Origin of the sequence: Pseudooceanicola marinus, assembly GCF_020177265.1 — a bacterium.
GTDB lineage: Bacteria > Pseudomonadota > Alphaproteobacteria > Rhodobacterales > Rhodobacteraceae > Pseudooceanicola > Pseudooceanicola marinus_A.
On record NZ_JAIVMC010000011.1, the window covers coordinates 49,747 to 74,861 of the forward strand.

At 66.9% G+C, this 25,115-nt stretch carries 23 protein-coding genes and 1 other RNA gene; 10 read left to right on the forward strand and 14 right to left on the reverse strand.

The genetic code is table 11. From position 1 onward, the window contains the following. Positions 1-54: 54 nt before the first annotated feature. Positions 55-1,410: an oxygen-independent coproporphyrinogen III oxidase gene (hemN, locus tag LC066_RS18270; RefSeq protein WP_224902068.1), complete on the forward strand. Its 1,356-nt coding sequence runs from the start codon at positions 55-57 to the stop codon at positions 1,408-1,410. A gap of 84 nt (positions 1,411-1,494) precedes the next feature. Here hemN and LC066_RS18275 read toward each other — a convergent pair whose 3' ends face one another. From LC066_RS18275 to LC066_RS18295, 5 genes are all read right to left on the reverse strand, one after another. Then, positions 1,495-3,351 (reverse strand): ABC transporter ATP-binding protein, encoded by a 1,857-nt coding sequence (locus LC066_RS18275; protein ID WP_224902070.1) that lies wholly within the window; start codon positions 3,349-3,351, stop codon positions 1,495-1,497. Next, positions 3,348-4,499, reverse strand: a complete 1,152-nt coding sequence (locus tag LC066_RS18280) for an ABC transporter permease (RefSeq protein WP_224902238.1) — start codon at positions 4,497-4,499, stop codon at positions 3,348-3,350. Before LC066_RS18280 ends, LC066_RS18275 begins: the two co-directional genes overlap by 4 nt. Positions 4,500-4,524: 25 nt before the next feature. Next, a complete protein-coding gene (locus LC066_RS18285) occupies positions 4,525-5,613 on the reverse strand; it encodes a microcin C ABC transporter permease YejB (RefSeq protein ID WP_222474935.1) in 1,089 nt (362 codons plus the stop codon). 7 nt (positions 5,614-5,620) lie between these two features. Then, positions 5,621-7,567, reverse strand: coding sequence for an extracellular solute-binding protein (locus tag LC066_RS18290; RefSeq protein ID WP_224902073.1), 1,947 nt, complete (start codon positions 7,565-7,567; stop codon positions 5,621-5,623). Between the two features lie 231 nt (positions 7,568-7,798). Beyond that, positions 7,799-8,323 carry a c-type cytochrome gene (locus LC066_RS18295; RefSeq protein WP_222474937.1) on the reverse strand — a complete coding sequence of 175 codons (525 nt, stop codon included), beginning with the start codon at positions 8,321-8,323 and terminating at the stop codon, positions 7,799-7,801. Positions 8,324-8,463: 140 nt separating this feature from the next. Here LC066_RS18295 and LC066_RS18300 point away from each other — a divergent pair, with 140 nt between their 5' ends. After that, positions 8,464-9,297, forward strand: a complete 834-nt coding sequence (locus tag LC066_RS18300; protein WP_222474938.1) for a prephenate dehydratase — start codon at positions 8,464-8,466, stop codon at positions 9,295-9,297. A 26-nt stretch (positions 9,298-9,323) separates the two neighbouring features. On the opposite strand, the gene LC066_RS18305 is transcribed toward LC066_RS18300, so the two are convergent. Beyond that, positions 9,324-9,791: an SRPBCC family protein gene (locus LC066_RS18305; RefSeq protein ID WP_222474939.1), complete on the reverse strand. Its 468-nt coding sequence runs from the start codon at positions 9,789-9,791 to the stop codon at positions 9,324-9,326. Between the two features lie 61 nt (positions 9,792-9,852). Next, positions 9,853-10,833 (reverse strand): NAD(+) diphosphatase, encoded by a 981-nt coding sequence (gene nudC / locus LC066_RS18310; RefSeq protein WP_224902241.1) that lies wholly within the window; start codon positions 10,831-10,833, stop codon positions 9,853-9,855. Positions 10,834-11,073: 240 nt separating this feature from the next. Here nudC and LC066_RS18315 point away from each other — a divergent pair, with 240 nt between their 5' ends. Further along, a complete protein-coding gene (locus LC066_RS18315) occupies positions 11,074-13,050 on the forward strand; it encodes a bifunctional 2',3'-cyclic-nucleotide 2'-phosphodiesterase/3'-nucleotidase (RefSeq protein WP_224902076.1) in 1,977 nt (658 codons plus the stop codon). A 63-nt stretch (positions 13,051-13,113) separates the two neighbouring features. On the opposite strand, the gene LC066_RS18320 is transcribed toward LC066_RS18315, so the two are convergent. Beyond that, positions 13,114-13,959, reverse strand: coding sequence for a PhzF family phenazine biosynthesis protein (locus LC066_RS18320; protein WP_224902078.1), 846 nt, complete (start codon positions 13,957-13,959; stop codon positions 13,114-13,116). Positions 13,960-14,114: 155 nt separating this feature from the next. Here LC066_RS18320 and ffs point away from each other — a divergent pair. The 4 genes from ffs (at position 14,115) to recR (ending at position 17,303) form a co-directional block, all read left to right on the forward strand. Next, positions 14,115-14,213: signal recognition particle sRNA small type (gene ffs / locus LC066_RS18325), an RNA gene on the forward strand. Positions 14,214-14,495: 282 nt separating this feature from the next. Continuing rightward, a complete protein-coding gene (locus tag LC066_RS18330) occupies positions 14,496-16,283 on the forward strand; it encodes a DNA polymerase III subunit gamma/tau (protein WP_224902088.1) in 1,788 nt (595 codons plus the stop codon). A 75-nt stretch (positions 16,284-16,358) separates the two neighbouring features. Further along, a complete protein-coding gene (locus LC066_RS18335) occupies positions 16,359-16,703 on the forward strand; it encodes a YbaB/EbfC family nucleoid-associated protein (protein WP_085888619.1) in 345 nt (114 codons plus the stop codon). A gap of 6 nt (positions 16,704-16,709) precedes the next feature. Further along, positions 16,710-17,303, forward strand: coding sequence for a recombination mediator RecR (gene recR, locus LC066_RS18340; protein ID WP_224902090.1), 594 nt, complete (start codon positions 16,710-16,712; stop codon positions 17,301-17,303). Positions 17,304-17,512: 209 nt separating this feature from the next. Here recR and LC066_RS18345 read toward each other — a convergent pair whose 3' ends face one another. Further along, positions 17,513-18,658 carry an FAD-dependent oxidoreductase gene (locus LC066_RS18345; RefSeq protein WP_224902092.1) on the reverse strand — a complete coding sequence of 382 codons (1,146 nt, stop codon included), beginning with the start codon at positions 18,656-18,658 and terminating at the stop codon, positions 17,513-17,515. Between the two features lie 154 nt (positions 18,659-18,812). Continuing rightward, a complete protein-coding gene (locus LC066_RS18350) occupies positions 18,813-19,580 on the reverse strand; it encodes a DUF1013 domain-containing protein (protein WP_222474946.1) in 768 nt (255 codons plus the stop codon). A gap of 165 nt (positions 19,581-19,745) precedes the next feature. Between LC066_RS18350 and LC066_RS18355 the strand changes: the two genes are divergently transcribed. Beyond that, positions 19,746-20,375: a ribonuclease T2 family protein gene (locus LC066_RS18355; protein WP_224902094.1), complete on the forward strand. Its 630-nt coding sequence runs from the start codon at positions 19,746-19,748 to the stop codon at positions 20,373-20,375. A 9-nt stretch (positions 20,376-20,384) separates the two neighbouring features. Here the strand turns inward: LC066_RS18355 and LC066_RS18360 are convergent, their stop codons facing one another. The 3 genes from LC066_RS18360 to LC066_RS18370 form a co-directional block, all read right to left on the reverse strand. After that, entirely contained in the window at positions 20,385-21,173 is a 789-nt protein-coding gene (locus LC066_RS18360) for an SDR family NAD(P)-dependent oxidoreductase (RefSeq protein ID WP_222474948.1), read from the reverse strand. A 117-nt stretch (positions 21,174-21,290) separates the two neighbouring features. After that, on the reverse strand, positions 21,291-22,268 hold the full coding sequence (locus tag LC066_RS18365) for an NAD(P)H-quinone oxidoreductase (RefSeq protein WP_224902095.1): 978 nt from the start codon (positions 22,266-22,268) through the stop codon (positions 21,291-21,293). A 100-nt stretch (positions 22,269-22,368) separates the two neighbouring features. Beyond that, a complete protein-coding gene (locus LC066_RS18370) occupies positions 22,369-23,088 on the reverse strand; it encodes a COQ9 family protein (protein WP_224902097.1) in 720 nt (239 codons plus the stop codon). Positions 23,089-23,255: 167 nt separating this feature from the next. On the opposite strand from LC066_RS18370, the gene rpsU reads away from it, so the two are divergent. Beyond that, positions 23,256-23,462, forward strand: a complete 207-nt coding sequence (rpsU, locus tag LC066_RS18375) for a 30S ribosomal protein S21 (RefSeq protein WP_005614280.1) — start codon at positions 23,256-23,258, stop codon at positions 23,460-23,462. A 117-nt stretch (positions 23,463-23,579) separates the two neighbouring features. Here rpsU and LC066_RS18380 read toward each other — a convergent pair whose 3' ends face one another. Then, on the reverse strand, positions 23,580-24,128 hold the full coding sequence (locus LC066_RS18380; RefSeq protein ID WP_224902099.1) for a flavodoxin family protein: 549 nt from the start codon (positions 24,126-24,128) through the stop codon (positions 23,580-23,582). A 227-nt stretch (positions 24,129-24,355) separates the two neighbouring features. Between LC066_RS18380 and LC066_RS18385 the strand changes: the two genes are divergently transcribed. Continuing rightward, positions 24,356-25,066 (forward strand): hypothetical protein, encoded by a 711-nt coding sequence (locus tag LC066_RS18385; RefSeq protein ID WP_224902101.1) that lies wholly within the window; start codon positions 24,356-24,358, stop codon positions 25,064-25,066. The last annotated feature ends 49 nt before the right edge of the window (positions 25,067-25,115 follow it).

A 25,115-nucleotide genomic window follows, 5' to 3' on the forward strand; every position in this document is an offset into this window, starting at 1 on the left:
GAGGGTTGATCTGGGTCAATGCGCCGTTCTGGCGCTCCGGTAAACCCTATTCTCATGGTCACCAAAACGCAACTTGAACGCCTGGGACTGTTTGACGCGAAAGTGCCGCGCTACACCAGCTACCCCACGGCCCCGCATTTCTCCGACGCGATCGGCTCGGGCGAACATGCGTCGTGGATCGAAGCCATCCCGGAAGGGGCCGAGATCTCTCTCTACATCCACGTGCCGTTCTGTCGGCGGCTGTGCTGGTTCTGCGCCTGTCGGACGCAGGGCACGCAAAGCGAGGAACCGGTGCGCGCCTACATGGACACGCTGCTGGCCGAGCTGGACCTGCTGCAGACGCATCTGCCGGCTGGAGTGCGCCTGTCGCGGTTGCACTGGGGCGGCGGCACGCCGACCCTTCTCAGTCCCGGCATGATGGAGACCCTGGCAGGCCGCGTGGCCGAGGTCGTGCCCTTTGCCGAGGGCGCCGAGTTCTCGGTGGAGATCGACCCCAACGAGGTCGACGAGGCGCGCCTTTCGGTGCTGGCCGCCGCGGGCATGAACCGCGCCTCCATCGGGGTGCAGGATTTCGACCCGATGATCCAGGAATGCATCGGGCGCGAGCAGAGCTACGAGGTGACCCGCGACGTGATCGCGGCGATCCGGGCCCATGGCATCGAGAGCCTGAACGCCGACATCCTCTTCGGTCTGCCGCATCAGACCAACGAGAAGATCACCGAAAGCGTGCAGAAGCTGCTGTCGCTGTCGCCCGATCGCGTGGCGCTTTACGGCTATGCCCATGTGCCCTGGATGGCGCGGCGCCAAGGCATGCTGCCTTCCGACGCCCTGCCCACCCCGGCCGAGCGGCTGGAACTCTTCGCCACCGCGCGCAAGCTGTTCCTGTGGGACAATTACGCCGAGATCGGCATCGACCACTTCGCCCTGCCCGACGACGGGCTGGCGAAGGCGCAGAAGGCCGGGACGCTGAAGCGCAACTTCCAGGGTTACACCGATGACCAGGCCGAGGCGCTGATCGGCATGGGGGCCTCCTCGATCTCGCGTTTCCCGCAGGGCTATACCCAGAACGCGCCCGCCACGGGCGTCCATACCAAGGCGATCCGCGAGGGCCGTTTCTCCACCGCCAAGGGCCATGCCTATCGCGGCGAGGACAAGATGCGCGCCCGGATCATCGAGGCGATCATGTGCGACTTCGGCGTCCGCACCGCCGAGATTGTCCGCGACTACGGCATCAGCGCGGCAACCCTGACCGCGATGTTCCGCGAGGTCGCGGCGCAGTTCGACGGACTGTTGCGCGTGACCGAAGACGGGCTGACCATTCCCGCAGATGCGCAGCCGCTGACCCGGCTGGTGGCGCGGGCCTTCGACGACTACGACGGGGCCAAGGCGCGGCATTCCTCGGCCATCTGATCCGGGGAGAGGCGCGAAGAAGGGGCGCGGAGCGGCAGGCTCCGCGCCCCTTTGTCCGTCAGGCGCCTGGCTCGGGAGTTCGCTTCAGCGGTCCATCGCGGCGGCGAACAGCTCCTTGGTGTAGTCCGCCTGGGGCGCGTCGAAGACCTGGGCGGCGGGCCCGGCCTCGACCACGTCGCCGTGGCGCATGACCATCACCCGGTGGGACATGGCGCGGACCACCTTCAGGTCGTGGCTGATGAAGAGATAGGCCAGCCCGTATTTCTCCTGCAACCGACGCAGCAGATCGACGATCTGCACCTGCACCGTCATGTCCAGCGCCGAGGTCGGCTCGTCCAGCACCACCAGCTTGGGCCGCAGGATCATCGCCCGGGCGATGGCGATCCGCTGGCGCTGGCCACCGGAAAATTCATGCGGGTAGCGATCCATGGCCGCCGGATCCAGACCCACCTCGGTCATCACCTCGGCCACCAGTTCGCGCACCGGGCGGTCATCGGCGATCTTGTGCACCGACAGGCCCTCCGCGATGATCTGCTCCGCCGTCATCCGCGGCGACAGCGACCCGAAGGGATCCTGGAAGACGATCTGCATGTCCTTGCGCAGCCGCCGCAGGTCCGCCGTCGACAGGGCATGCACGTCGCGCCCGTCGAAGCGCACCTTGCCCTCGGACCCGATCAGCCGCATCAGCGCCAGGGCCAGCGTGGTCTTGCCTGACCCGCTTTCGCCCACGATGCCCAGGGTTTCGCCGGCATGCAGGGTCAGAGAGGCGTCGTTGACCGCCTTCACATGGCCCACGGTGGTCTTCATCAGCCCCTTCTGGATCGGGAACCAGACGCGCAGATGCTCCGTCTCCAGCACGACGGGCGCATCGCCCGAGGGCTCCTGCGGGGCGCCGGTGGCGGCCGCCGACAGCAGCATCTGCGTATAGGGGTGTTGCGGGGCCGAGAAGATGGCGTCGGTCGGGCCTTCCTCGACGATCTCGCCGTCCTTCATCACGCAGACCCGGTCGGCGATGCGTCGCACGATCCCGAGGTCATGGGTAATGAACAGCAAGCCCATGCCGCTGTCGGCTTTCAGATCCGCCAGCAGGTCGAGGATCTGCGCCTGGATCGTCACGTCCAGCGCGGTGGTCGGTTCATCCGCGATCAGCAGCTCGGGCTTGTTGGCCAGGGCCATGGCGATCATCACGCGCTGACGCTGACCGCCCGACAACTCATGCGGATAGGCCGTCAGCCGGGATTCGGCATCGCGGATCCCCACCTGTTTCAGCAGCGCGATGGAGCGGTCCCGCGTTTCGCTGCCGGTGATCCATTGCGCCAGCCGCGCCTTCAGCACGGCCTTGCCCGCCCAGAGCACCGCCGTCAGGCCAAGCGCCCAGAGGACGGCGCGGAACAGCCGTTCCACCGCCTCGGCCCCGAAGGCGCCGAGGAAGTCCAGCGAAGGTTCCTCGGGCGCCGTGGCCACGAAGGCCCCGTAAAGCGCCAGGAAGCCGAAGAAGACGATCAACCCGATCAGCACCGGCACGGGTTTCAGCCCCATCCAGCCTTCCAGCCAGCGTTTCAGCCAGCCGCGCCCCTTCATGCCCTGGTGCAGGGCCATGCTCTCCGCCAGCTGCTTCTCGATGGTGTGCAGCGGGTTGAGGGAGGTCATCGGCTCCTGGAAGATGAAGGAGATGTCGTTGCCCCGCAGCTTGCGCAGCTTGGCGTTCGGGGCATCCACCATCTCTTCCCCGTCGAAGGTGACGGAGCCGGAGACATGGGCGTTCTCGCCCAGAAGCGAAACGGTCGACAGCGCCGAGACGGATTTGCCGGAACCGGATTCGCCCACCAGGGCCACGGTTTCGCCGCGGTCGACGGCGAAGGAGACCCCCTTCACGGCCTCGACGCTGTGGCCGTCCTGGGTGAAGGCGACGCGCAGATCCCGGACCTTTAGCATGCTCATTTGAAGGTCTTCCTGGGGTCAAAGGCATCCCGCACGCCTTCGAAGATGAAGACGAGCAGCGAGAGCATCACGGCGAAGACGACGAAGGCGGTGAAGCCCAGCCAGGGCGCCTGCAGGTTCTGTTTCGCCTGCAGCGTCAGCTCGCCCAGCGAGGGCGAGGAGCTGGGCAGGCCGAAGCCGAGAAAATCCAGGCTGGCCAGCGTCGAGATCGTGCCGGTGACGATGAAGGGCATCATGGTCAGCGTGGCGACCATGGCATTGGGCAGCATGTGGCGGAACATGATGACGCGGTTCGACACGCCAAGCGCCTTGGCCGCGCGGACATATTCCAGATTGCGGGCGCGCAGGAACTCCGCCCGCACCACGCCCACCAGGGCCATCCAGCCGAACAGGACGGTCAGCAGAACCAGTAGCCAGAAACTTCGGCCCAGGATAGCGAAGAGGATGATGATGATGTAGAGCGAGGGCGTCGACGACCAGATCTCGATCACCCGCTGGAAGATCAGGTCGATCTTGCCACCGAAATAGCCCTGCACGGCGCCGGCGAAGATCCCGATGGCCGAGGCGGAGACGGTGACGATCAGGGTGAAGAGGATCGACAGGCGGAAGCCGTAGATCACCCGCGCCAGCACGTCACGCTTGGTGTCGTCGGTGCCCAGAAGGTTCTGGTCGTTGGGCGGCAGCGGCGCCGCGCCCGGGCGTTCCACGGGGCTGTCGTAGGAATAGGGGATCGGCGGCCAGAGGGTCCAGCCGCGCTGGATCTCCTCGCCCTCGACCACGCCGTCGCGGGCATCCTCCATCACCGCTTCGGGATCGTCGAAACAGATGTCGAGGCCCCCACTCTCGATCAGGCACTGCACCTCAGGGTCACGATAGATCGCCTCGGTGCGGAAATCGCCGCCGAACTCCGTCTCCGGGTAGAACCTGAAGATCGGCATGTAGTAGTCGCCGCGATAGTTCACCAGGATCGGCTTGTCGTTGGCGATGAACTCCGCAAACAGCGAGGCGCCGAAGAGGATCACGAAGAGGATCAGCGACCAGAAGGCCCGGCGATTGCGGCGGAAGGACCGCCAGCGCCGCTTGTTCAGGGGCGACAGGAACCCCTTGGGGGCCTCGGCCACCGGGGCCGGCGCCTCTTGGCCCGGCATGCGTTCTTCGTCCATCAGGCTCATCTCACCCCTCCCGGCTTTCAAAGTCGATGCGGGGGTCGACGAAGACATACATCAGGTCCGACAGGATCCCGACCACCAGCCCGATCAGGCCGAAGATGAACAGCGTGCCGAAGATCACCGGGTAGTCGCGCGCCAGCGCGGCGGTGAAGCCAAGCCGCCCCAGTCCGTCGAGCGAGAACAGCGTCTCGATGATCAGCGAGCCGGCGAAGAAGACGCCGATGAAGACGCTGGGGAAGCCCGCGATGACGATCAGCATCGCGTTGCGGAAGACGTGGCCGTAGAGGACGCGGCGTTCCGTCTGGCCCTTGGCCCGGGCGGTCATCACGTATTGCTTCTTGATCTCGTCCAGGAAGGAGTTCTTGGTCAGCAGCGTCAGCGTGGCAAAGGCCGAGATGGTCGAGGCCAGCACCGGCAGGGTGATGTGCCACAGGTAATCCAGGATCTTTCCGCCGAGACTGAGCTGGTCGAAGTTGTCCGAGGTGAGCCCGCGCAGGGGGAAGATCTGCCAGTAGGATCCGCCGGCGAAGAGCACCATCAGAAGCACCGCGAACAGGAAGCCCGGGATCGCATAGGCCACGATGATGATGCCCGAGGTCACGTTGTCGAAACGCGAACCATCCTTCACCGCCTTGCGGATCCCCAGCGGGATCGAGATGATGTAGGCGATCAGCGTGGACCACAGGCCCAGCGTGATCGACACCGGCAGCTTCTCGATCACCAGGTCGATGACCGAGACGGAGCGGAAGTAGCTTTCGCCGAAGTCCAGCCGGACGTAGTTCCACAGCATCAGCATGAACCGTTCCAGCGGCGGCTTGTCGAAGCCGAACTCCTTTTCCAGGTTCTCGATGAACTCGGGCGGCAGGCCGCGGGCGCCGGCATATTCGGAATTGCCGCTGCCCTCGAACATGTCGGCGGCATCATTGGCGCCGCCGGTGAACCCTGCGGTCACGTCCCCCTGCCCCTGCACCTGGGCGATGATCTGTTCGATCGGCCCGCCGGGCACGAACTGGGTCAGGGCGAAGTTGATGATCATGATGCCCAGCAGGGTCGGGATGACCAGCGCCAGGCGTCTTAGGATATAGGCCCCCATGTCGCGCTTACCTCAGCGCGCCTGCGGCTCTCAGCTCTTCCGCCCGGTCGGCGTTGTACCACCAGAAGTCGAGGTAGCCGAGGTCGTAGGGCGGAATATCGGGGTGTTCGTACATATCGTAATAGGCGACCCAGTGGCCGGACTTGTACCAGGTGGGCACCATCAGGAATTCATGCCGCAGCGCCCGGTCCAGGGCCATCAGCGAGGCGTCCTGCTCCTCCTGCGTCTCTGTGTCCAACGAGGCATAGATGATGTCGTCGATCAGCGGGCTAGCGATGCCCGCCGGGTTGAAGACCGAGAACTCGGCCTCGGCGGAACCATACATCTGCAGCAGGCCGGTGCCGGTGCCCAGACCGGCACGGTAGCCGCCGTAGAGCATGTCGTATTCGCGGTCGCGGCGACGATTGGTGTACTGGCTGGGATCGACCACCTCGAACTCGGGTTCGATCCCCAGGACCATCAGGTTCTGGGCATAGTTGTCGAGGATCGGCTGGATCGAGGGTGCCGAGGAGGAGGCGATCGGGAAGTCGAGGGTCAGCAGCTCGCCATCCGCATTGCGGCGCTTGCCGTCGTCGCCCACGGTCCAGCCGGCCTCATCCAGCAGCTCCATCGCGCGGCCGAGGTTGCCTCGGTCGTTCAGGCGGCTGGCGCGGCTTTCGTGCACGCCGCGCGCGGGTTCGGTGAACAGCTCCGGCGGGACCACGTCGCCGAGGCTTTCAAGGAAGGCCAGCTCGGCCCCCTCCGGCACACCTTCGGCCTGCAGGGGGGTATCCTGGAAATAGCTCTCACGATGCTTGAACAGGCCGTACTGCAGGCTCTCGTTCGTCCATTCAAAGTTGAAGGCCAGCGCGATCGCCTCGCGCACGCGGACATCGGCGAACTTCTCCTTGCCGAGGTTGAAGACGAAACCGGTGTTGTTCGGCGGCATGCCGTCGGGCAGCTCGTCCTTGACGACATGACCTGCCTGCACGGCCGGGAAATCGTACTGATTGGCCCACTGGCGCGAGGAGGTTTCCTCTCGGAAGGTGTATTCGCCCGCCTTGAAGGCCTCGAAGCCGGCGGAATCGTCGGCGAAATACTCCACCCGGATGGTGTCGAAGTTCCAGCGCCCCTGGTTGATCGGCAGGTCGGCGCCCCAGTAGTCGGGATTGCGCTTGTAGACGATGCGGCGATCCACGTCGTAGCTGTCCAGCATGTAGGGACCAGAGCCCGGCGAGGTCTCGAACCGCGGCTCATCCAGGCGGGCGCCGGTTTCCTCGAACCATTTCTGCGAGAACACGGTCACACCGCCCACCTGTTCGACCAGCGACCGGCGGGACACGTCGTCGGCGAAGGTGAATTTCACCGTGTGATCGTCCAGCGCCTCGGCCCCGGTGATGACCTTCTTCACCGCCGCCGCGTAGGAGGGCAGCCCCTGTTCCAGGAACAGGTTGTGGGAGAAGACAACGTCGTGGGCCGTGACCGGCGTGCCGTCCGAGAACTTCGCCTCGGGGCGCATGTGGAAGATCACCCAGGTCTTGTCGGCCGGGTATTCCAGGGTTTCGCACAGCAGGCAGTAGGCGCCGTTGTAGTCGTCGGCGGCATCGCCCAGAAGGCTTTCGTACATCATCGACGACAGCGCGCCGGCGCGGCCCTTCACGGTGTAGGGGTTCAGGCTGTCGAAGGTGCCCGAGGCCTCGATCGCGATCTCGCCACCCTTGGGCGCATCGGGATTTACGAAATCGAAATGCTCGAAATCGGCGGGGTATTTCAGGTCGCCGAAGAAGGAATAGCCGTGACTGGTGATGATCTCCGGTCCCTCGGCCTGGGTCTCGGCCGTGTCGTCCTGCGCGGCTGCCGGCCCGGCAAGGGCCACCAGGGCCGCCAGTCCCAGCCCCGACAGCAACAGCGTCGCCCGCCGGCTCGGCGACTGGGTCGCGGCAAGGGCCATGGCACGGGGTTCGGGACGATTCATGGGACGCTCCTCGACGATGTTTGCAGGATGGGCGGCAGGGCCGCGGACCGCACCGGCGGCCTCCTTTGAGGACCTAGGCTAATCGCCACGATTAACCATGTTCAAGACGAGAATGCGTGAGCAGAGGTTACCAGAACCTTACAGGCTCTTCTGTCCCCAAGAAAAAAGCCGCCCGCGCAATGCGCAGGCGGCCTTGATCCATGTCGCGGACCTTTGCCGAGGCGTGGGGCGTTACTCGCTCACGCTCTGCAGGTAGGCGATGACGTTAGCGCGGTCCTCGATGTCGTCGAGACCGGCGAAGGACATCTTGGTGCCCGAGGCGGTGTTCCGCGGATCTTCCAGGAAGGCCTGCAGGTTTTCCGGGGTCCAGACGTCGAAGTTTTCCTTCAACGCGCCGGAGTAGCTGAAGTCGGCAACAGCGCCGACCTCGCGGCCCACGACACCATCCAGGTGCGGGCCGGTGCCGTTGGAACCGTCGACCTTGTGGCAGGCGCGGCACTTGTTGAAGACACGCTCGCCGCGACCGGCATCGGCGGAAGCGAAGACCTCCTCGAAGGACATCTCGGGTTCGGGCTCTGCAGCCGCCCCTTCGTCCGCACCGGTGTCGATGACATAGCCGCGCGCGTGCTCCTCGCCACCGTGGCCTCCGGCGCTGGTGTCGTAAAGAACGTCCGCCGCCCAGTTGCCCAGCAGGAAGACCAGCAGCGTGCCGCAAAGGCCGCCAATGATCTTCGTTCCCGTCATCGTGTCAAACATGTGCGCTGCGCCCCTGATGAATCCGTAGCTAGTTGTTCGGCGCGTATCTATCCGCTTCCCCTCGCGCAAAGCAAGGTGTAGTTACCGCGACCAATCGCCCGATGCGGGCGTTTTGACGCAAACAACACGGAATTCCCCAGATGACTCGCCGAATTGCCTTCCAGGGAGAGCTGGGTGCCTATTCGCACCAGGCCTGCGTCCAAGCCTGCCCCGATCTGGAACCCCTCCCCTGCCGCACTTTCGAAGATGCGATTGCAGCGGTCAAGGAGGGCGCGGCGGAAAAGGCCATGCTGCCGGTGGACAATTCCACATTCGGCCGAGTTGCGGATATCCATTACCTTCTGCCGGGATCGGGATTGCATATCATCGGCGAGGCCTTCGTCCGGGTGCACATCAACCTGATGGGCCTGCCGGGCACGAAACTCGAAGACATCACCTCGGCCACCTCGCATTCGATGCTTCTGGGGCAGTGCCGCGCCTTCCTGGCCGACCACGGCATCCAGCGGATCACCGGCGCCGATACCGCCGGGTCGGCGCATCTGATCTCGCAGCAAAGCGACCGCTCGCGCGGGGCGCTGGCCAGTGAACTGGCCGCCGAGGTCTACGGCCTGGACGTGCTGGCCCACCACATCGAGGACCAGTCGAACAACACGACCCGGTTCCTGGAAATGTCGATGGAGCCGGACCATTCCCGGCGCGGCGGCGGCAAGATGATCACCACGCTGCTGTTCGAGGTGCGCAACATACCCGCCGCGCTGTACAAGGCCATGGGCGGCTTCGCCACCAACGGCGTGAACATGACCAAGCTGGAAAGCTACATGGTTGGCGGCAGCTTCACCGCGACGCAGTTCTATGCCGATATCGAAGGTCACCCCAACGATCCGCACGTCAAGCTGGCCCTGGACGAGTTGAACTACTTCTCCTCGCGCCTCGAAGTGCTGGGCGTCTACCCCGCCGATCCGCAGCGCGACTGAGCGGCGGCAGGTACGGCCCCGCGCCCTCAGCCGGGGCTGCGCGGCTTGCCCTCGATGGAAGCGGCGAACTCGGCCATCCGTTCGGCCACCCGCTTCTCGATCGTGCCACGCGCCAGCCGCAGCGACTGGATCAGCAGGCGGGCCGACAGGGTCTTGGGCTTGATCTCCGTCTCGATCCGGATCCGCGTGCGCGTGCGCGACAGGGCCACCAGATCGACCAGCACGCCGCCCTTCATCCCCTCCGAGCGCAGCTTCATCACCATGCGCTCCGGCGCGTCGAACTCGGTCACTTCCAGGCCGATGTCGCGCCGCTTGCCGCGCAGATCGAACCGCACGTCCCAGGCCGCGCCGGCGCCGGTGACAGCCGGGCGATCCTTGCGAGTCACCTCTGCCCCGCGTCGAATCGCCGAGCGTTCAAAGCTGCGGAAATCCGTCACGCGGTCGAACACATCCGCGATCGGCGCCTCGATGTCTTCTTTCGCAACGATCTTCATGGATTAGCCACCATAGAGGGGAAGAGAGCAAAGCCTGTCCTTCACAAAATTGAACATCACGTCAAGCCAGCCTGTCCGCAAGCCAATTGCGTAGGAGGAATTCCGCAATCGCGCCGCGTCGCGGCCGTCTGATCATCGGGTGGTCGCCGGCAAAGACCGTTGCCAGTTCTTCACGCGACAGCCACATGGCATCCTCCAACTCCACCGGATCGACGGTGATCGCCTCGCTCAGCGCCGTACCGCGACAGCCGAACATCAGCGAGTTGGGGAAGGGCCAGGGCTGGCAGCAGACGTAGCGGACCTCGCCCACCTCCACCGCGGTTTCCTCCAGCACCTCGCGGCGCACCGCGGCCTCGATCGTCTCGCCCGGCTCGACGAAGCCCGCGGGCACCGACCACATCCCCTCGGGCCAGCCATGGGACCGGCCCAGCAGAACGTTCTCGCCCCGGGCGATCAGCATGATGACCACCGGATCGGTGCGCGGGAAATGCTGCGCCTGGCAGGTCGGGCAGCGACGCTGCCAGCCAGCCTCGACGATCTGCGACGGCTGGCCGCAACGGGCGCAGAAGCGATGCGACTGATGCCAGGAGAAGAGCCCCCGGGCAGTGGCAGCCAGTTCCGCCTCCTCCTGGGTCAGGTCTGCCATGATGGCACGCAGGTCGCTGAACCCCTGTCCTTCGGCCAAGGCGGGGTGCTGCGGCAGCCCGCCCACGGTCCAGCCCAGCGGCGCGTCGCGGTGTTCCAGCTCCGGCGGCTGCCAGGCGGAGATGTCCTGGGCAAAGATCACCGCCCCGTCGGCGGACCGGCCCAGCAGGATCGGCGCGGCGTCCAGCGCCTCGGCCAGCACCGGATGATCCAGCGGCAGCCGTGCCAGCGCGCGGTCCGCCTCACCGCCCTCGATCAGGACATTGCCGCGCCAGTAGAGCAGGGTCCGCGCGCCCGGCTCCGTCATCAGTGCGTCCAGCTCCGCCGCATCCCCGCGCTGCTGCGCCAATCGGTCCAGCCCGGTGCCGCCGAAGGTCACCTCCTGATCCTGCCACATCATCCTGCCCGCCGTTCCTGTCTTGTCGTTCCTGTTTCTTGCCGCGGCAGACTGCCCCGCCCCCGGAGGAAGCTCAATGCCCCCCGCCGCGGGCGCGCACCGGCCTTCGCCCATTTGCCGCGCGCAAGGATCGGCGCGACTTCGCGTCACCCTGACAAAAGCCGCCCGCAGCGTTGTCCGTTATGCTAACGTCATGTGACGACGGCATTACCACGGTCACGTGCATTTCCGGAGCTTTCCATGACACTGAAACAATCCACCTCCCTGTCCCGCCGCAATTTCCTGGGCGGTACGCTCGCCGGGGCGACCCTGCTCAGCCTGCACCCCTTCTCCGCCCGCGCCGCCAGCGGCCAGGCGCACCTGCGGATCATGGAAACGACGGACCTGCACGTCCATGTCTTCCCCTACAACTACTACGCCGACCGCCCCGACGACACCGTGGGCCTGGCCCGCACCGCCGCCCATATGCAGGCGGTCCGGGACGAGGCGGTCAACACGCTTCTGGTCGACAACGGCGACATCATCCAGGGCAACCCGATGGGCGACTACATGGCCTATGAAAAGGGCCTGGCCGAGGGCGACGTGCACCCGATCATCGCCGCGATGAACACCCTGGGCTACGACGCCGCGACCCTGGGCAACCATGAATTCAACTACGGCCTGTCCTTCCTCGAAAAGGCCATCGCGGGCGCCGACTTCCCCTTCGTCTCGGCCAACGTGGTGAAGGAAATGGCCGCCAACCCCACGGGCGACACCACCTTCATCCCGCCCTACGTCATCCTCGATCGCCAGATCGAACTGGGCGACGGCACGGCCAAGCCGATCCGGATCGGTTTGATCGGGTTCGTGCCCCCACAGATCATGACCTGGGACCGCGCCCACCTGGAGGGCAATGTGCAGGCCCGCGACATCGTCGACACCGCCCGCGCCTACGTGCCCCAGATGAAGGAGGAGGGCGCCGACATCATCATCGCCCTGTCGCATTCCGGTATCGGCGCCGCCGATCATGAAGAGGGCATGGAAAACGCCTCCGTGCCGCTGGCCGGGATCGAGGGCATCGACGCGGTGATGACCGGGCACAGCCACCTCGTCTTCCCCTCGCCCACCTACGAGGGCTATGCGCTGGTGGACGTCGAGAAGGGCACCATCAACGACACCCCCGCCGTCATGGGCGGCTACTGGGGCAGCCACATGGGCCTGATCGATCTGCTGCTGGAGGCCGACGGCAACGGCTGGCGCGTCGTCGCGCATGAGGCCACCACCCGCCCGATCTACGAGCGCGGCGAGGATCGTTCGATCACCCCCACCGTCGAAAGCGTGCCGGCCGTGCTGGAAGCGGCGCAGACCGAACATGACGCCACCCTGGCCTATGTCCGCGCCGAAGTGGGCCAGACCTCGGCGCCGCTGCAATCCTACTTCGCCCTGGTGGCCGATGATCCCTCGATCCAGATCGTGACCAACGCCCAGACCTGGTACCTGGAACAGATGCTGGCCGGCACCGAATACGCCGCCCTGCCGCTCCTGTCGGCGGGCGCGCCCTTCAAGGCCGGCGGCCGTGGTGGACCGGAGTATTTCACCGAGGTCGAAACCGGCCCGATCGCGATCAAGAACGTGGCCGACCTCTATCTCTACCCGAACACCATCCGCGCGGTGAAGGTCACGGGCGCCCAGCTGCGCGGCTGGCTGGACCGCTCGGCAGGCATGTTCAACCAGGTGGAGCCGGGCGCGACCGACGCGGTGCTGCTGAACCCCGACTTCCCCAGCTACAACTTCGACGTGATCGACGGCGTGACCTACAAGATCGACCTGTCGAAGCCGATGATGTTCGACCGCGACGGTGAGAAGATCTCAGACGAAAGCCGCATCGTCGATCTGATGTACGACGGCCAGCCCGTCACCGACGATATGGAATTCGTGGTCGCCACCAACAACTACCGCGCCTCGGGCGGCGGGCATTTCCCGGGCAACGATGGCTCCACCATCATCTTCGAGGGGCCGGACACCAACCGCGACATCATCGTGCGCTACATCGTCGAACAGGGCACCGTGAACCCCTCTGCCGATGCCAACTGGACCTTCGCCCCGATGGAGGACACCACGGTGCTGTTCGAAACCGGCCCGGCGGCAGCGAAATATGCCGACAGCGTAGAGGGCGTGACCATCGAACCCGCCGGCGAGGGCGAGGGCGGCTTCGCGCTCTTCCGCATCACGCTCTGATCCGCGCGCCAGCCGGATCGAAGGGCCGCCCCCGGGCGGCCCTTTTCACGTGCCGGGGCAGGCTCAGATCGCGACCTGACCGGTCACCGTTGTGACAGCCCGGCCGCCGATGAAGATGCGGCCGCCCTCGAAATGCACCGCGATCTCGCCATCGCGCCCGACGCAGCGCCCCTGGGTCGCCAGGTAGCGGTCCCCCTCGCCCAACTCGCCCCTCCGCAGGCGCAGCGCGGCCACCGCGCCGTTGCCGCTACCGCAAACCGGATCCTCGCCGATGCCGTCGGCGGGCACGAAGGACCGCACCTCGATCCCGCCCTCCGGCTTGCGCCCGTAGACGGTGACACCGCCCGCGCCCGCCGCAACCTCGAACGTCGCCATGCGCGGCAGGTCCGGGGTCAGCGCCGTCACCGCCGCGGCCGTGCCAAGGTCGGCCACGATCCACAGCGGGCCGACATCGACCACAGCCGGCGCACTGCCCGGCGCGAGCGGCGCGCCTAGAAGATCGGCCAACTCGGCCGCCTCGGGCGTGGACAGGTCACGGAACTGCGGCTCCGGCAGGCGCAGGGTCAGCAGCTCGCCCGCCTGCTGTACCGGAATCAGCCCGGCGGCGCATTCCTGCACCACCAGCCCGTCCCGCGGGCTGATCACCCCCGCCTCGATCAGCGCATGGGCACTGCCGATGGTGGGATGGCCGGCGAAGGGCAGTTCGTTGCGCGGGGTGAAGATGCGCAACCGGTAGTCGGCGCCGGGGTCGGTGGGGGACAGGTGGAACGTCGTCTCCGACAGGTTGGTCCAGGCGGCAATGGCCTGCATCTCTGCCTCGCTCAACCCGTCAGCCTGCAGGACGACGGCAACGGGGTTGCCGCGAAAAGGCACGGCGGAAAAGGCATCGACGACACGATAGGGGCGCATGGGGCCTCCGTTTCTGGGTTTGGCATGGGGGCCGGGACAGGATCGCCCCGCGGATCTGGCGCGACCTTAGCAGCCTGACCGGACCGCGCCAGCCATTGGCTCCGCCGCGCCCTCCCCCACTTGCATTGCCCGCCGTCCTTTCCTATATGCGGGCTTGAGAGGTTGGCGCGGGCAGGCGCCTCGCCAACCCGGTCAGGTCCGGAAGGAAGCAGCCGTAACGAGTCCCGCTTGGGTCGTTGTCCAATCTCTCACCTGGTCACCTTTGCGCAGCAGAGGTGACAGTCACCCCTCCTCCCCAAGACCACCACGACGCCCCCGTGCGCTCGCAGATCGTCCGAAATTCCCCACGGGACGGCGGGCGGGGCGAAGCTCCCAGCGGGAGCGAGCGGCGCCAGACGTTCCGCATCACGCACGGGGCCGCGAGCCGGAGCTGCGCCATTCCGACCACAGCCGCCGAACAGCGCGCCTTGCGGTGGACGCCCCCGGCGGCCCCGTTTACTCTTGGGCGCAACCACCCGAATCCAAGGCTCCCGCCGATGCAAGACAGCGCCCCCGCCCCCAAGGGCCCCTACCAGGTCCTGGCGCGGAAATACCGCCCCGAGACCTTCGCCGACCTGGTCGGCCAGGACGCCATGGTGCGCACGCTGAAGAACGCCTTCGCGGCCGATCGCATCGCCCAGGCCTTCATCATGACCGGCATCCGCGGCACGGGGAAGACGACCACGGCGCGGATCATCGCCAAGGGCATGAACTGCATCGGGCCGGACGGACAGGGCGGGCCGACGACGGATCCCTGCGGCCAATGCGAACACTGCAAGGCCATCATGGAAGGCCGCCACGTCGACGTGATGGAGATGGACGCGGCCTCCAACACCTCGGTCAACGACATCCGCGAGATCATCGACAGCGTGAACTACCGGGCGGCCTCTGCCCGCTACAAGATCTACATCATCGATGAGGTCCACATGCTGTCGACCAGCGCCTTCAACGCGCTGCTGAAGACGCTGGAAGAGCCACCGGCGCATGTGAAATTCATCTTCGCCACCACCGAGATCCGCAAGGTGCCGGTGACGGTGCTGTCGCGCTGCCAGCGCTTCGATCTGCGCCGGATCGAGCCGGAGGTGATGATCGACCTGCTGCGCCGCATCGCCAGCCGCGAAGAGGCGGAGATCACTGATGAGGCCCTGGCCCTGATCACCCGCGCCGCCGAAGGCTCGGCCCGGGATGCGACCTCGCTGCTGGACCAGGCAATTTCCCACGGCGCGGGCGAGACCGGCGCCGATCAGGTGCGCGCCATGCTGGGCCTCGCGGACCGGGGCCGGGTGCTGGACCTTTACGAGATGATCATGCGTGGCGATGCCGCCGCCGCCCTGACCGAACTGTCGGCGCAATATGCCGACGGGGCCGATCCGCTGGCGGTGCTGCGTGACCTGGCGGAGATCACCCACTGGATTTCGGTGGTGAAGATCACCCCCGATGCGGCCGAGGATCCCACCATCGGCCCCGACGAACGCGCCCGCGGCCTGTCGCTGGCAGAGCGCCTGCCGATGCGGTCGATGACCCGCATGTGGCAGATGCTGCTGAAGGCCCTGGAAGAGGTGGCCGCGGCGCCGAACGCGATGATGGCCGCCGAGATGGCCGTGATCCGGCTGACCCATGTGTCCGAGCTGCCCTCGCCCGAGGAACTGGTGAAACGGCTGAAGGACGCCCCGCGCCCGCCCGAACCGCCCCAGGGCGGCCCCGGCGGCGGTGGTGGCGGCGGTGCCTATGCTCCGGCGGGTCCGGCCGGTGGCGGTGCCCCGGCCTATGGCGCGCCCGGCCCCTCCGGTGGCGGCGGCGGTGGCGCCCAGGGTCACACCATGCTTGCGCAGGAGGTCGAACAGGCGCTGGCGCGCTACCCGACCTTCGATCACGTGATCGAACTGATCCGCCAGAACCGTGACGTGCGCCTGCTGGTGGAGGTCGAGGGCGGCGTGCGCCTGATCTCCTACCGCCCCGGCCGGATCGAGTTCGCCCCCGCCCCCGGCGCCGCGGCCGACCTGGCATCGAAACTGGGCACGGCGCTGCAACGCTGGACCGGCAACCGCTGGGTCGTGACCATCGGCAATGAACCGGGCGACGACACGATCATCGAGAAGCGCGACGCCAAGCTGCGCGCGCTGAAGGAGGAGGCCACGGCCCATCCGCTGATGCAGGCCGTGCTGGCCGCCTTCCCCAAGGCCGAGGTCACCAAGATCATCAGCCGCGAGGAGATGGCCGCCAAGGCGGAGGCCGAAGCCCTGCCCGAAGTCGAGGACGAATGGGATCCTTTCGAGGACGAGTAGTGATCCCACCCGCAAGACGCACTAGATAGCATTGAAACGACGCGCCCACGCGGCGCCACATGAAGGAGAACGAGCATGTTCAAGGGCCTTGGCCAGATGGGCGACATGGCGAAGATGATGAAGACCGCCAAGGAGATGCAGACGAAGATGCAGCAGCTCCAGGACGACCTGGAGACGATGACCGTCACCGGCGAAAGCGGTGCGGGCCTGGTGAAGGCCACGGCCACCGCCAAGGGCGAGCTGAAGGCGCTGGACATCGACCCGTCGATCTTCGACCCGAACGAGAAGGAAGTGGTCGAGGACCTGATCCTGGCTGCGATCAAGGATGCCCAGGCGCGCGCCGCCGAAAAGCACCAGGAAGAGATGGGCAAGATCACCGAAGGTTTGGGCCTGCCGGCCGACTTCAAGATGCCCTTCTGATCGCCGATGTCCGCCGGCCGCGACATAGACGCGCTGATCGAGATGTTGGCGAAGCTGCCGGGGCTCGGCCCCCGGTCGGCCCGCCGCGCAGTGCTGCACCTTGTGCGCAAGCGCGAGCTGCTGCTGATGCCGCTGGCGGACCTGATGCACGAGGTGGCGGTGAACGTGCGCGAATGCACCCGCTGCGGCAATATCTCCGAGGGGCCGGTCTGCCCGATCTGCCTCGACCAGAAACGCGCCAATGGCGAGCTTTGCGTGGTCGAGGACGTGGCCGATCTCTGGGCGATGGAACGATCGGGCAATTTCAAGGGCCGCTACCACGTGCTCGGCGGCACCCTCTCGGCGCTGGATGCCGTGGGCCCGGAGGAGCTGCGCATCCCCGACCTGGTGCAGCGGGTCGAGGATGAAGGCGTCAGCGAGGTGATCCTGGCGCTCAACGCCACCATCGACGGCCAGACCACGGCGCATTACATCGCCGACCAGCTGGAGGGCACGGTGCGCCTGACCTCCCTGGCCCAGGGCGTGCCTATCGGCGGCGAGCTGGATTATCTCGACGACGGCACGATCACCGCCGCCCTGCGCGCCCGCAAGGAGCTGTGAGCGCGGCGGCGGGTTCGGCCTGGCGGCCGATGCCTTCGGCGAGAGTATTTTCGACAAGGTGAAGAGAGGGGGGCGCGCCCCAGGGGCGGCGGCACCGCGGCGTCAAAGTCCGTCAAACCTGTTGCGCCCGCCGGTGCCTCCTCGCGCCTCGGGCATCGTTCAGTGGATTCCTTCAGAGGTGAGGAGGCGGCAGGTGCCCCGACGCCGCCTCACGCCACGGCGGGTTCAGATGCCCAGTCGGGCAAGGCCTCTCCCGCCACCTGCAGCGCCCCGAGACGCCCCAGCTCGTCCGAGTTCTTCGCCCCGCGCCCGCCGCCGGCAAAGGCCGTGTGGATGCATGCCGAGAGGGCGGTGAAATGGGGGATGTTGCGCGGCGTGTAGGTCGTCACGCAGGCCGCTGAGGAAGTCGAGAGGATCTCCAGCGAGGGCATCCGCGCGCGCATCACCCCGTCGAGGTAGGCCACCTCTTCCGGGTCGCCGGGGGAGCGGAACCAGGCGCTCAGCTCTTCGGGCGAGGTCAGCGGCCGGTCGACCCGGTCGCCGCCCATCTTCAGGTAGAGCTTCCCGTCGGGATAGCGCACGGGCGGAAGCAGGTAGGGATCTTCGCCATTGGGCAACAGCGCGATCAGCGTGGGCATCCCCGCCAATCGCGCCGCCTCGGCCTCCGACACCTCGAAGAATACTACGGTGCGGGCGTAGACGCTGAAGGGCAGCGCCTCTCCCACCAGCGCGCGGGAAAAGCCGCCGGTGGCCAGCAGCGCCCGATCTGCCGTCAATTGTTCGCCCCCGGCCAGCGCCAGCGTGACGCCCTCCGCGCTTTCGTCCAGCGCCGTGACGTGATCGCGGACCAGCCGCGCCCCGCCCGCCTGTGCCAGGGTGATCTGGGCGCGCACCAGGGCGCGGGGGTCGATGACCCCGGCATTGACCCGCTCGTGCAGGCCCAGGGTGCCCGGGGCGAAATCGAACCAGGGGAAGCGATCTGCCAGTTCGGCATCGCGCAGGCTTTCACAGGGCACCGCATCGCGGTCGCGGGTCGCTTCCAGCCGGTTCATCTGCACCGAGCCTGCCGGGCCTGCCATCAGAGAACCGACCTCGGAGAAGAAGGGCACGCCCGAGGCCGTCTCGATCTCGCGGTAGCGGGCAATGGAGGCGCGTGACACCCGTGACCAGAAGAGCCAGGGATCGAGTTGCCGGGTGATGCGCCCGGCATCGTAGTGCGAGCCGAAGGGCCCCTGCCAGCTGGCCGGGTCTTCGGGTTCGGCGGGGCCGACCAGGGTCACCTGGTGGCCCATCCCGACCAGGTGGCGGGCGGCGGCGGCCCCGATCATTCCGGCCCCGATCACGGCGATATGCATGTCTGTCCTTCCCTGTCCTGTCCGGCCCGCGGCGCAGGATTGGCGGCGACGGAGCGACTTGCAAGACCCCGGACGAACCGGCCATCAAAAGCGCAGCAAAAAGCCCGCCGGAGCGGCGCTCCGGCGGGCTGAATGCAGGGGATAAAGGGGAGGATTACTTGTCGTCGTCCTCGTCGTCGTCATCGCTGCCGCCCGGCAGGTTGAAGAAGCTGTCGGCGTCGCGCAGATCGTCGTCCTTGCTGGTGTCCTCGTCGTCCTGATCGTCAGAGGTCAGCGAGAAGGTTTCCAGCCCCTCGATGGCGGTCGGGATACGCGGCTCGGCCTCCATCTCCAGGCTCTGCTCGGTCGACAACAGCTTGCGACGCTCATCATCGGTGATCGCCTCGCCGCGCTTGGCGCGTTCGGCGGCGGCCTTCTGCACCGCGGCGTCCAGTTCGGTCTGCTTGCAAAGCCCGAGCGCGACAGGGTCGATCGGCTGCATGTTGGCGATGTTCCAGTGGGTGCGTTCGCGGATCGACTGGATCGTCGGCTTGGTGGTGCCCACCAGTTTCGAAATCTGGCCGTCCGACAGTTCCGGGTGGAACTTCACCAGCCACAGGATCGAGTTCGGACGGTCCTGACGCTTCGACAGCGGAGTGTAGCGCGGGCCACGGCGCTTTTCCTCGCCCACGGCGGCGGCGTTAAACTTCAGCTTCAGCTTGTGCAGCGGATCGGCCTCGGCCTTGTCGATCTCTTCCTGGGTCAGCTGGTTGTTGGCGACCGGGTCGAAGCCCTTCACGCCCTGGGCCACTTCGCCGTCGGCGATGCCCTGGATCTCCAGCTCGTGCATGCCGGTGAAATCGGCGATCTGCTTGAAGCTCATCGTGGTGTTGTCCACCAGCCAGACGGCGGTGGCCTTGGCCATGATCGGTTTGCCCTGCATGTCTCAACTCCTGAACATCTGGCGTGGTGGAAACCTGCGGTCAGATATGTCTGTCCCGGGCCCTGGCCTTCGGGGCCGGGGCGCACCGCCGGGGCGATGCAGGTTTCCGTTGTCGGGGAACTCGGGCGCTATATAGTCGGGTCGGGCCGCAAATGGAAGAGTGATATGCGTCGCACCCTTGTCCTGTTGATGATCCTGCTCATGCCGTTGCGCGCTGTCGCCAGCGACCGACCCGGCGACTTCGACTACTACGTCATGGCGCTGAGCTGGTCGCCCGCCTTCTGCGAGGTGCAGGGCGATCCGGAGCAATGCGCGCCCGGCAAGCGCTTCGGCTGGATCCTGCACGGGCTGTGGCCGCAGCACGAACAGGGGTACCCCCGCGATTGCCGCAGCCCCATGCGCAACCCCAGCCGTGCCGACACCGCCGCGATGGCCGACATCATGGCGACCGCGGGCCTCGCCTGGCACGAATGGCAGGCCCATGGCCGCTGTTCCGGGTTGTCGTCGGACGCCTATTTCGCCCTGTCACGGCAGGCCTACGACAGCGTCACCCGCCCGCAGGTCCTGCGCCAGCTGGACGAGGACGTGCGCCTGCCCGCCCGGGTGATCGAGGAGGCCTTCCTGGAGGCCAATCCCCATCTTTCCGCCGATGGCGTCACCGTCACCTGCCCCGACAACCGCATCCGCGAGGTGCGGATCTGCCTGACGAAGGACCTGCAGCCGCGCGACTGCGCGAGCGACGTGCGGCGCGATTGCCGCGCGTCCTCGGCCCTGTTCGACGCCATCGGAGGCTAGGGGCGCGACTCAGGGCGTGTCGATGATGCCGCCCTCGACCCGCAGCGAGGCCCCGGTGGTGGCCGAGGACAGCGGCGAGCAGGCATAAAGCGCCATGTTCGCCACCTCTTCGACATCCGCCGCGCGCCCGATGATCGAGCTGGGGCGGGCGGATTTCACGAAATCGCGGGCCACTTCGGCCTCGCTGCGCCCGTCGGAGGTGTCAAGGCCCGCCTTCATGCCGTCCGACAGGGTCGGGCCGGGCAGCAGCGAGTTCACCGTCACCCCGGTTTCCGCCAGCCGCTTCGCCAGGCCGCGGGCCAGGGCCACATCTGCGGCCTTGGTCACGCCGTAATGGATCATGCCGTCGGGGATGTTGAAGGAGCTTTCAGAGCCGAGGAACAGGATCCGCCCCCAGCCCTTCTTCACCATGCCTGGCGCCAGCGCGCGGGCCAGGCGCATGCCGGACATGACGTTCACGTCCCAGTACTGTTGCCAGAGGTCGTCGTCGGCCTCGAAGAAATCGACGGCGCCGAAGATGCCCGCGTTGTTCACCAGGATGTCGCAGCCCCCGAGGTCGGAGATCAGCCGGTCGGCCTCGGCCGCATCGGCCAAATCAGCGGCCAGCCCACCGATCTCGGCGCCCGGCACCTCATGCTGCATCCGGTCGATGGCCTGCTTCACCCCCGCCGTATCACGGCCGTTGAGGGTGACGCGGGCGCCGGCCTCGGCCAGGCGTTTCGCGATGGCATAGCCGATGCCCTTGGTGGATCCGGTGACGAGGGCGTGTTTTCCGGCAAGGTCGATGGCGAGAGGCATGGGAAGGCTCCGTGGTTGAATTGTCCTTTCAGATCCAACGCATGCCCCCCGGGCGGCCGTTCCGCCCTCACACCCAGTTGAGGGCGGGCAGTTGAGGGCGGACGACCGGCTGCGGCCTCAGCCGCCCGCCACCTCCAGGACGATCTTGCCGATATGGCCGGAGCTTTCCATGCGAGCATGGGCCGCCGCCGCCTGTTCGAGCGGGAAGGTGCTGTCCATCACCGGCGCCACGCGGCCCGCGGCCAGCAGGGGCCAGACATGCTCTCGCAGGCCCTCGGCGATCTCGGCCTTCACCTGGTCGGACTGGGCGCGCAGGGTGGACCCGGTCACGGTCAGCCGTTTCATCATCACCTGGGCGAAGTTCACCTCGGCCTTGGGCCCGCCGAGGAAGGCGATCATCACCAGCCGCCCCTCGTGGTTCAGCGCCCGGATGTCGCGCGGGATGTAGTCCCCGCCCACCATGTCCAGGATCACGTCGGCGCCGCCGGCCTCCTTCAGCACCTCGACGTAATCCTCCTCGCGGTAGTTGATGGCCCGTTCTGCGCCCAGCGTCTCGCAGGCGGCGCATTTCTCGGCCGAGCCGGCGGTGGCGAAGACCCGCGCGCCAAAAGCCTTGGCCAGCTGGATCGCAGTGGTGCCGATGCCGGAGCTGCCGCCGTGCACCAGGAAGACCTCGCCCCCGATCAGGCGGCCCCGGCGGAAGACGTTTTCCCAGACGGTGAAGAAGGTCTCGGGCAGGCAGGCGGCCTCGCGCAGGCCCATGCCCTCGGGCACCGGCAGGCAATGGGCGTAAGGCGTCACAACCTCCTCGGCATAACCGCCGCCGGGCAACAGGGCGCAGACCTGGCTACCCAGGGCCGCCTCTGGCACGCCCTCGCCCAGGGCCACGATCTCACCCGAGGCCTCCAGCCCCGGCAAGTCCGAGGCGCCGGGCGGCGGCGCGTAGTTGCCGGCCCGTTGCAGGGCGTCAGGCCGGTTCACCCCGGCCCAGGCCACGCGGATGCGTACCTCGCCCGGCCCCGGCTCGGGCAGCGCCCGTTCGCCCGGCACCAGCACCTCGGGCCCACCCGGTTCGGAAATCTCGATCACGCGCATGTCTCGCGCCCCCTCATCGTCTTCTCTGTACCGAAAATATGCCCGCCAGAGGCGTCGGCCCGTCAGCCGCCCGCCGCCCGGCCAGGGCTTGCGTTGCCGCTCAGTGGCCCGAGGGACCCGCCTGTCCCGGCAGGTCAGAGCCCCCCTGCGGTGCCTTCACCCGCGACACCACGCCCAGCGGACCCTTCTCGATCAGCCGCCCCAGGGGGGAGGACATCACCCGGCCCTTCACCTTCTCGAATCGCATCACGTCGCCGATGCGCCGGTCGAGGAAATCCCAGGTCGCCTGATGATCCAGGCTGTCGTCGCCCAGCCAGTAGAGCACGACGGAGGAATAGACGCCCGACAGCGTGGCGCGCTTGGAATACCAGTTCAGATCGTCGGAGGTGTCGCCAAGCGCGGTCCAGATCGCATCCGCCGATCCCCAGATGGCCCGGGCGCCGTCGGCCGTGTGCTGCGGCAGGGCAAACAGCGCCGCACCGCGCCGCACCAGCTCCTTGTCCGCGATCTCCAGCCGCAGGCGGATGGCACGGGCGACCTTCTCGCTGTAGCGCAACTCATCATGCGCCCCCTCGGCGGCTTCGGCGGCGAAAAGTCGAGCCATTTCAGCGTCTCCGGCCCGGTGGTAGGCCAGCGCCAGGTCGACCGCGCCGCGCGGGAACAGCGCCTTGGCCAGCTCGGGCGAGATGTCGGCATCCTGGGCGGCGGCCTGCAAGGTGGCCGTGCTCCACCCGTCGAAGGGGACGTGGATCAGCGCCGCCTCCAGCAGCCGGTCGGCGGCAGTGGGGGCCGTGCCCCGGGCGTCGGTTTCCTCGGTCATGATGCTCTCCGTCTTGCTGTGCCGTCTGCGCGGCCCGCCTGGCCTGCTGGCCGGATTACCCCGGTCGGACATATCACGGGCCCTGCTGGACAAATAGGGCGACCCTTGCTATAGGACCACCTCCTGCAACTATTGAAACTTTAACTTAGGAAGGTGGTGACAACCACATGCAGGTTAGTGTTCGCGACAACAATGTCGATCAGGCGCTCCGTGCCCTGAAGAAAAAGCTGCAGCGCGAAGGCGTTTTCCGCGAAATGAAGCTCAAGCAACATTTCGAGAAGCCGTCCGAGAAGAAAGCGCGCGAGAAGGCCGAAGCGATCCGCCGCGCCCGCAAGCTGGCGCGCAAGAAGGCGCAACGCGAAGGCCTCCTCTAAGGAGCCTTTTCTTCCTCATGGAAGACCCGACACAAAGACGACCCCCGCGGCCTGGCCCCGGGGGTTTGTCGTTTTCAGGGGGTGGGTTTGCGGGCCAGACGGCGGCGGCGTCCGCCCTCAGCACCAGCGGGCCAGCGCCCCGGCCAGCCGTTCGCCGAAGAGCCGCGCCGAGGCGGCGTCGCCCGGGTCCAGTTGCCCGTCCGTGGCAGAGCCGACCGCCAGCCCCAGGAAGGTGCCCGAGGCATTCAGACCGGCATTCTCCGGCATCACCGGCGCGCCAATCACCTCCTGCCCGATCCAGATCATGCCGTGCTGCGCGGCGAAAACGGCCATGGATTTCAGCGTCGCCAGCTTGTCGCCCGCCTGCTGGATGCCACAGGTGAACCCGCCGGCCAGCTTGTCCTTCCACAGGCGCTCGGTCCAGATCGCGTGGCCCGTTTCGTCCATGAAGGCCTTCATCCCCGCCGCGACCCCGCCCATGTAGGTCGGCGCACCCAGAACGATGCCGTCGGCCCGCGCCAGCAAGGGCCAGTCGATGTCCTTCGGGTGCAGCACGTCCACCATGTGGACCTCGACCCCGGCCGCCGCGGCGCCACCGGCCACGGCCCGCGCGGCAAGGGTGATCGAGGTCGACCCCGACCAGTAGACGACAGCAAGAACGGCCATGTACATTTCCCGACAATGTTGCGTGGCGGCACAATGCCCCGCACGCCCCGGGGCTGCAAGCGAACTGCCATTTGTGCGCCTGCGCACGCGGAATAAGTTTGCGACGAAGGAAAGCAACAGATATGTGACGCCAATTCGAACTTCTCAGTTCAGAAAATCCATAGCTTCGCACGCGGCGTGGCGGGACGATCCCGCAGCCTGCCAGCGGATCAGACCCGGACCAGCAAATGCAAAACCAGACTCTCGACCAGTTCCCGGTGATGGCACCGCGCAAAGTGACCCTGCCGCTCTACCTCTTCTTTTACCTGTCCCAGGCCTTTGCGATCCCCTTCGCCTGGTTCAACCCCGACCTTTTCGAATTCGTGCTGATGCGCGAGGACGGCCCCTACGAATACCTGACCGCGCTCTTCCTGGTGGTGGCCGGCGTCCTGCTGGTCTGGCGCGCGTCGCAGCTGCGCGGCCAGGGCCTGCGCGCGCTTGCGGTGCTGACGGTCTTCTACGCGCTGCTCTTCTTCTTTGTCGCTGGCGAGGAAATCTCCTGGGGCCAGAGGATCTTCGGCTGGGTCTCCGGGGACTTCTTCGTCGAAAACAACTTCCAGGAAGAAACCAACCTGCACAACATGATGGTCGGCGACACGCAGCTGGCGACCTCGCTCTTCGGGTCCTGGCTGACGGTGGTGCTGCTGCTCTATCTCGTGGTGCTGCCGCTGCTCTATCCCTTTGCCAACTGGGTGCGCCGCTTCTGCGAGATCCTGGCCGTCCCGGTGCCCCGCCCGCGCCACGCGGTGCTGGCGATTGCCGCCTCGATCGCGCTGCTGATGTGCGGCGAGGCCAACCGCCGCTTCGAGCTGTACGAGTTCGCCTTCGGGGTCATGGCAACGCTGATCTTCCTGGAACCGCGCAACCTGCGGCTCTACGGCGGTCGCGACGAAGAGTGATCGCGCTCAGGCGGCAAGGAAAGGGGCGGCACGGGAGACCCTGCCGCCC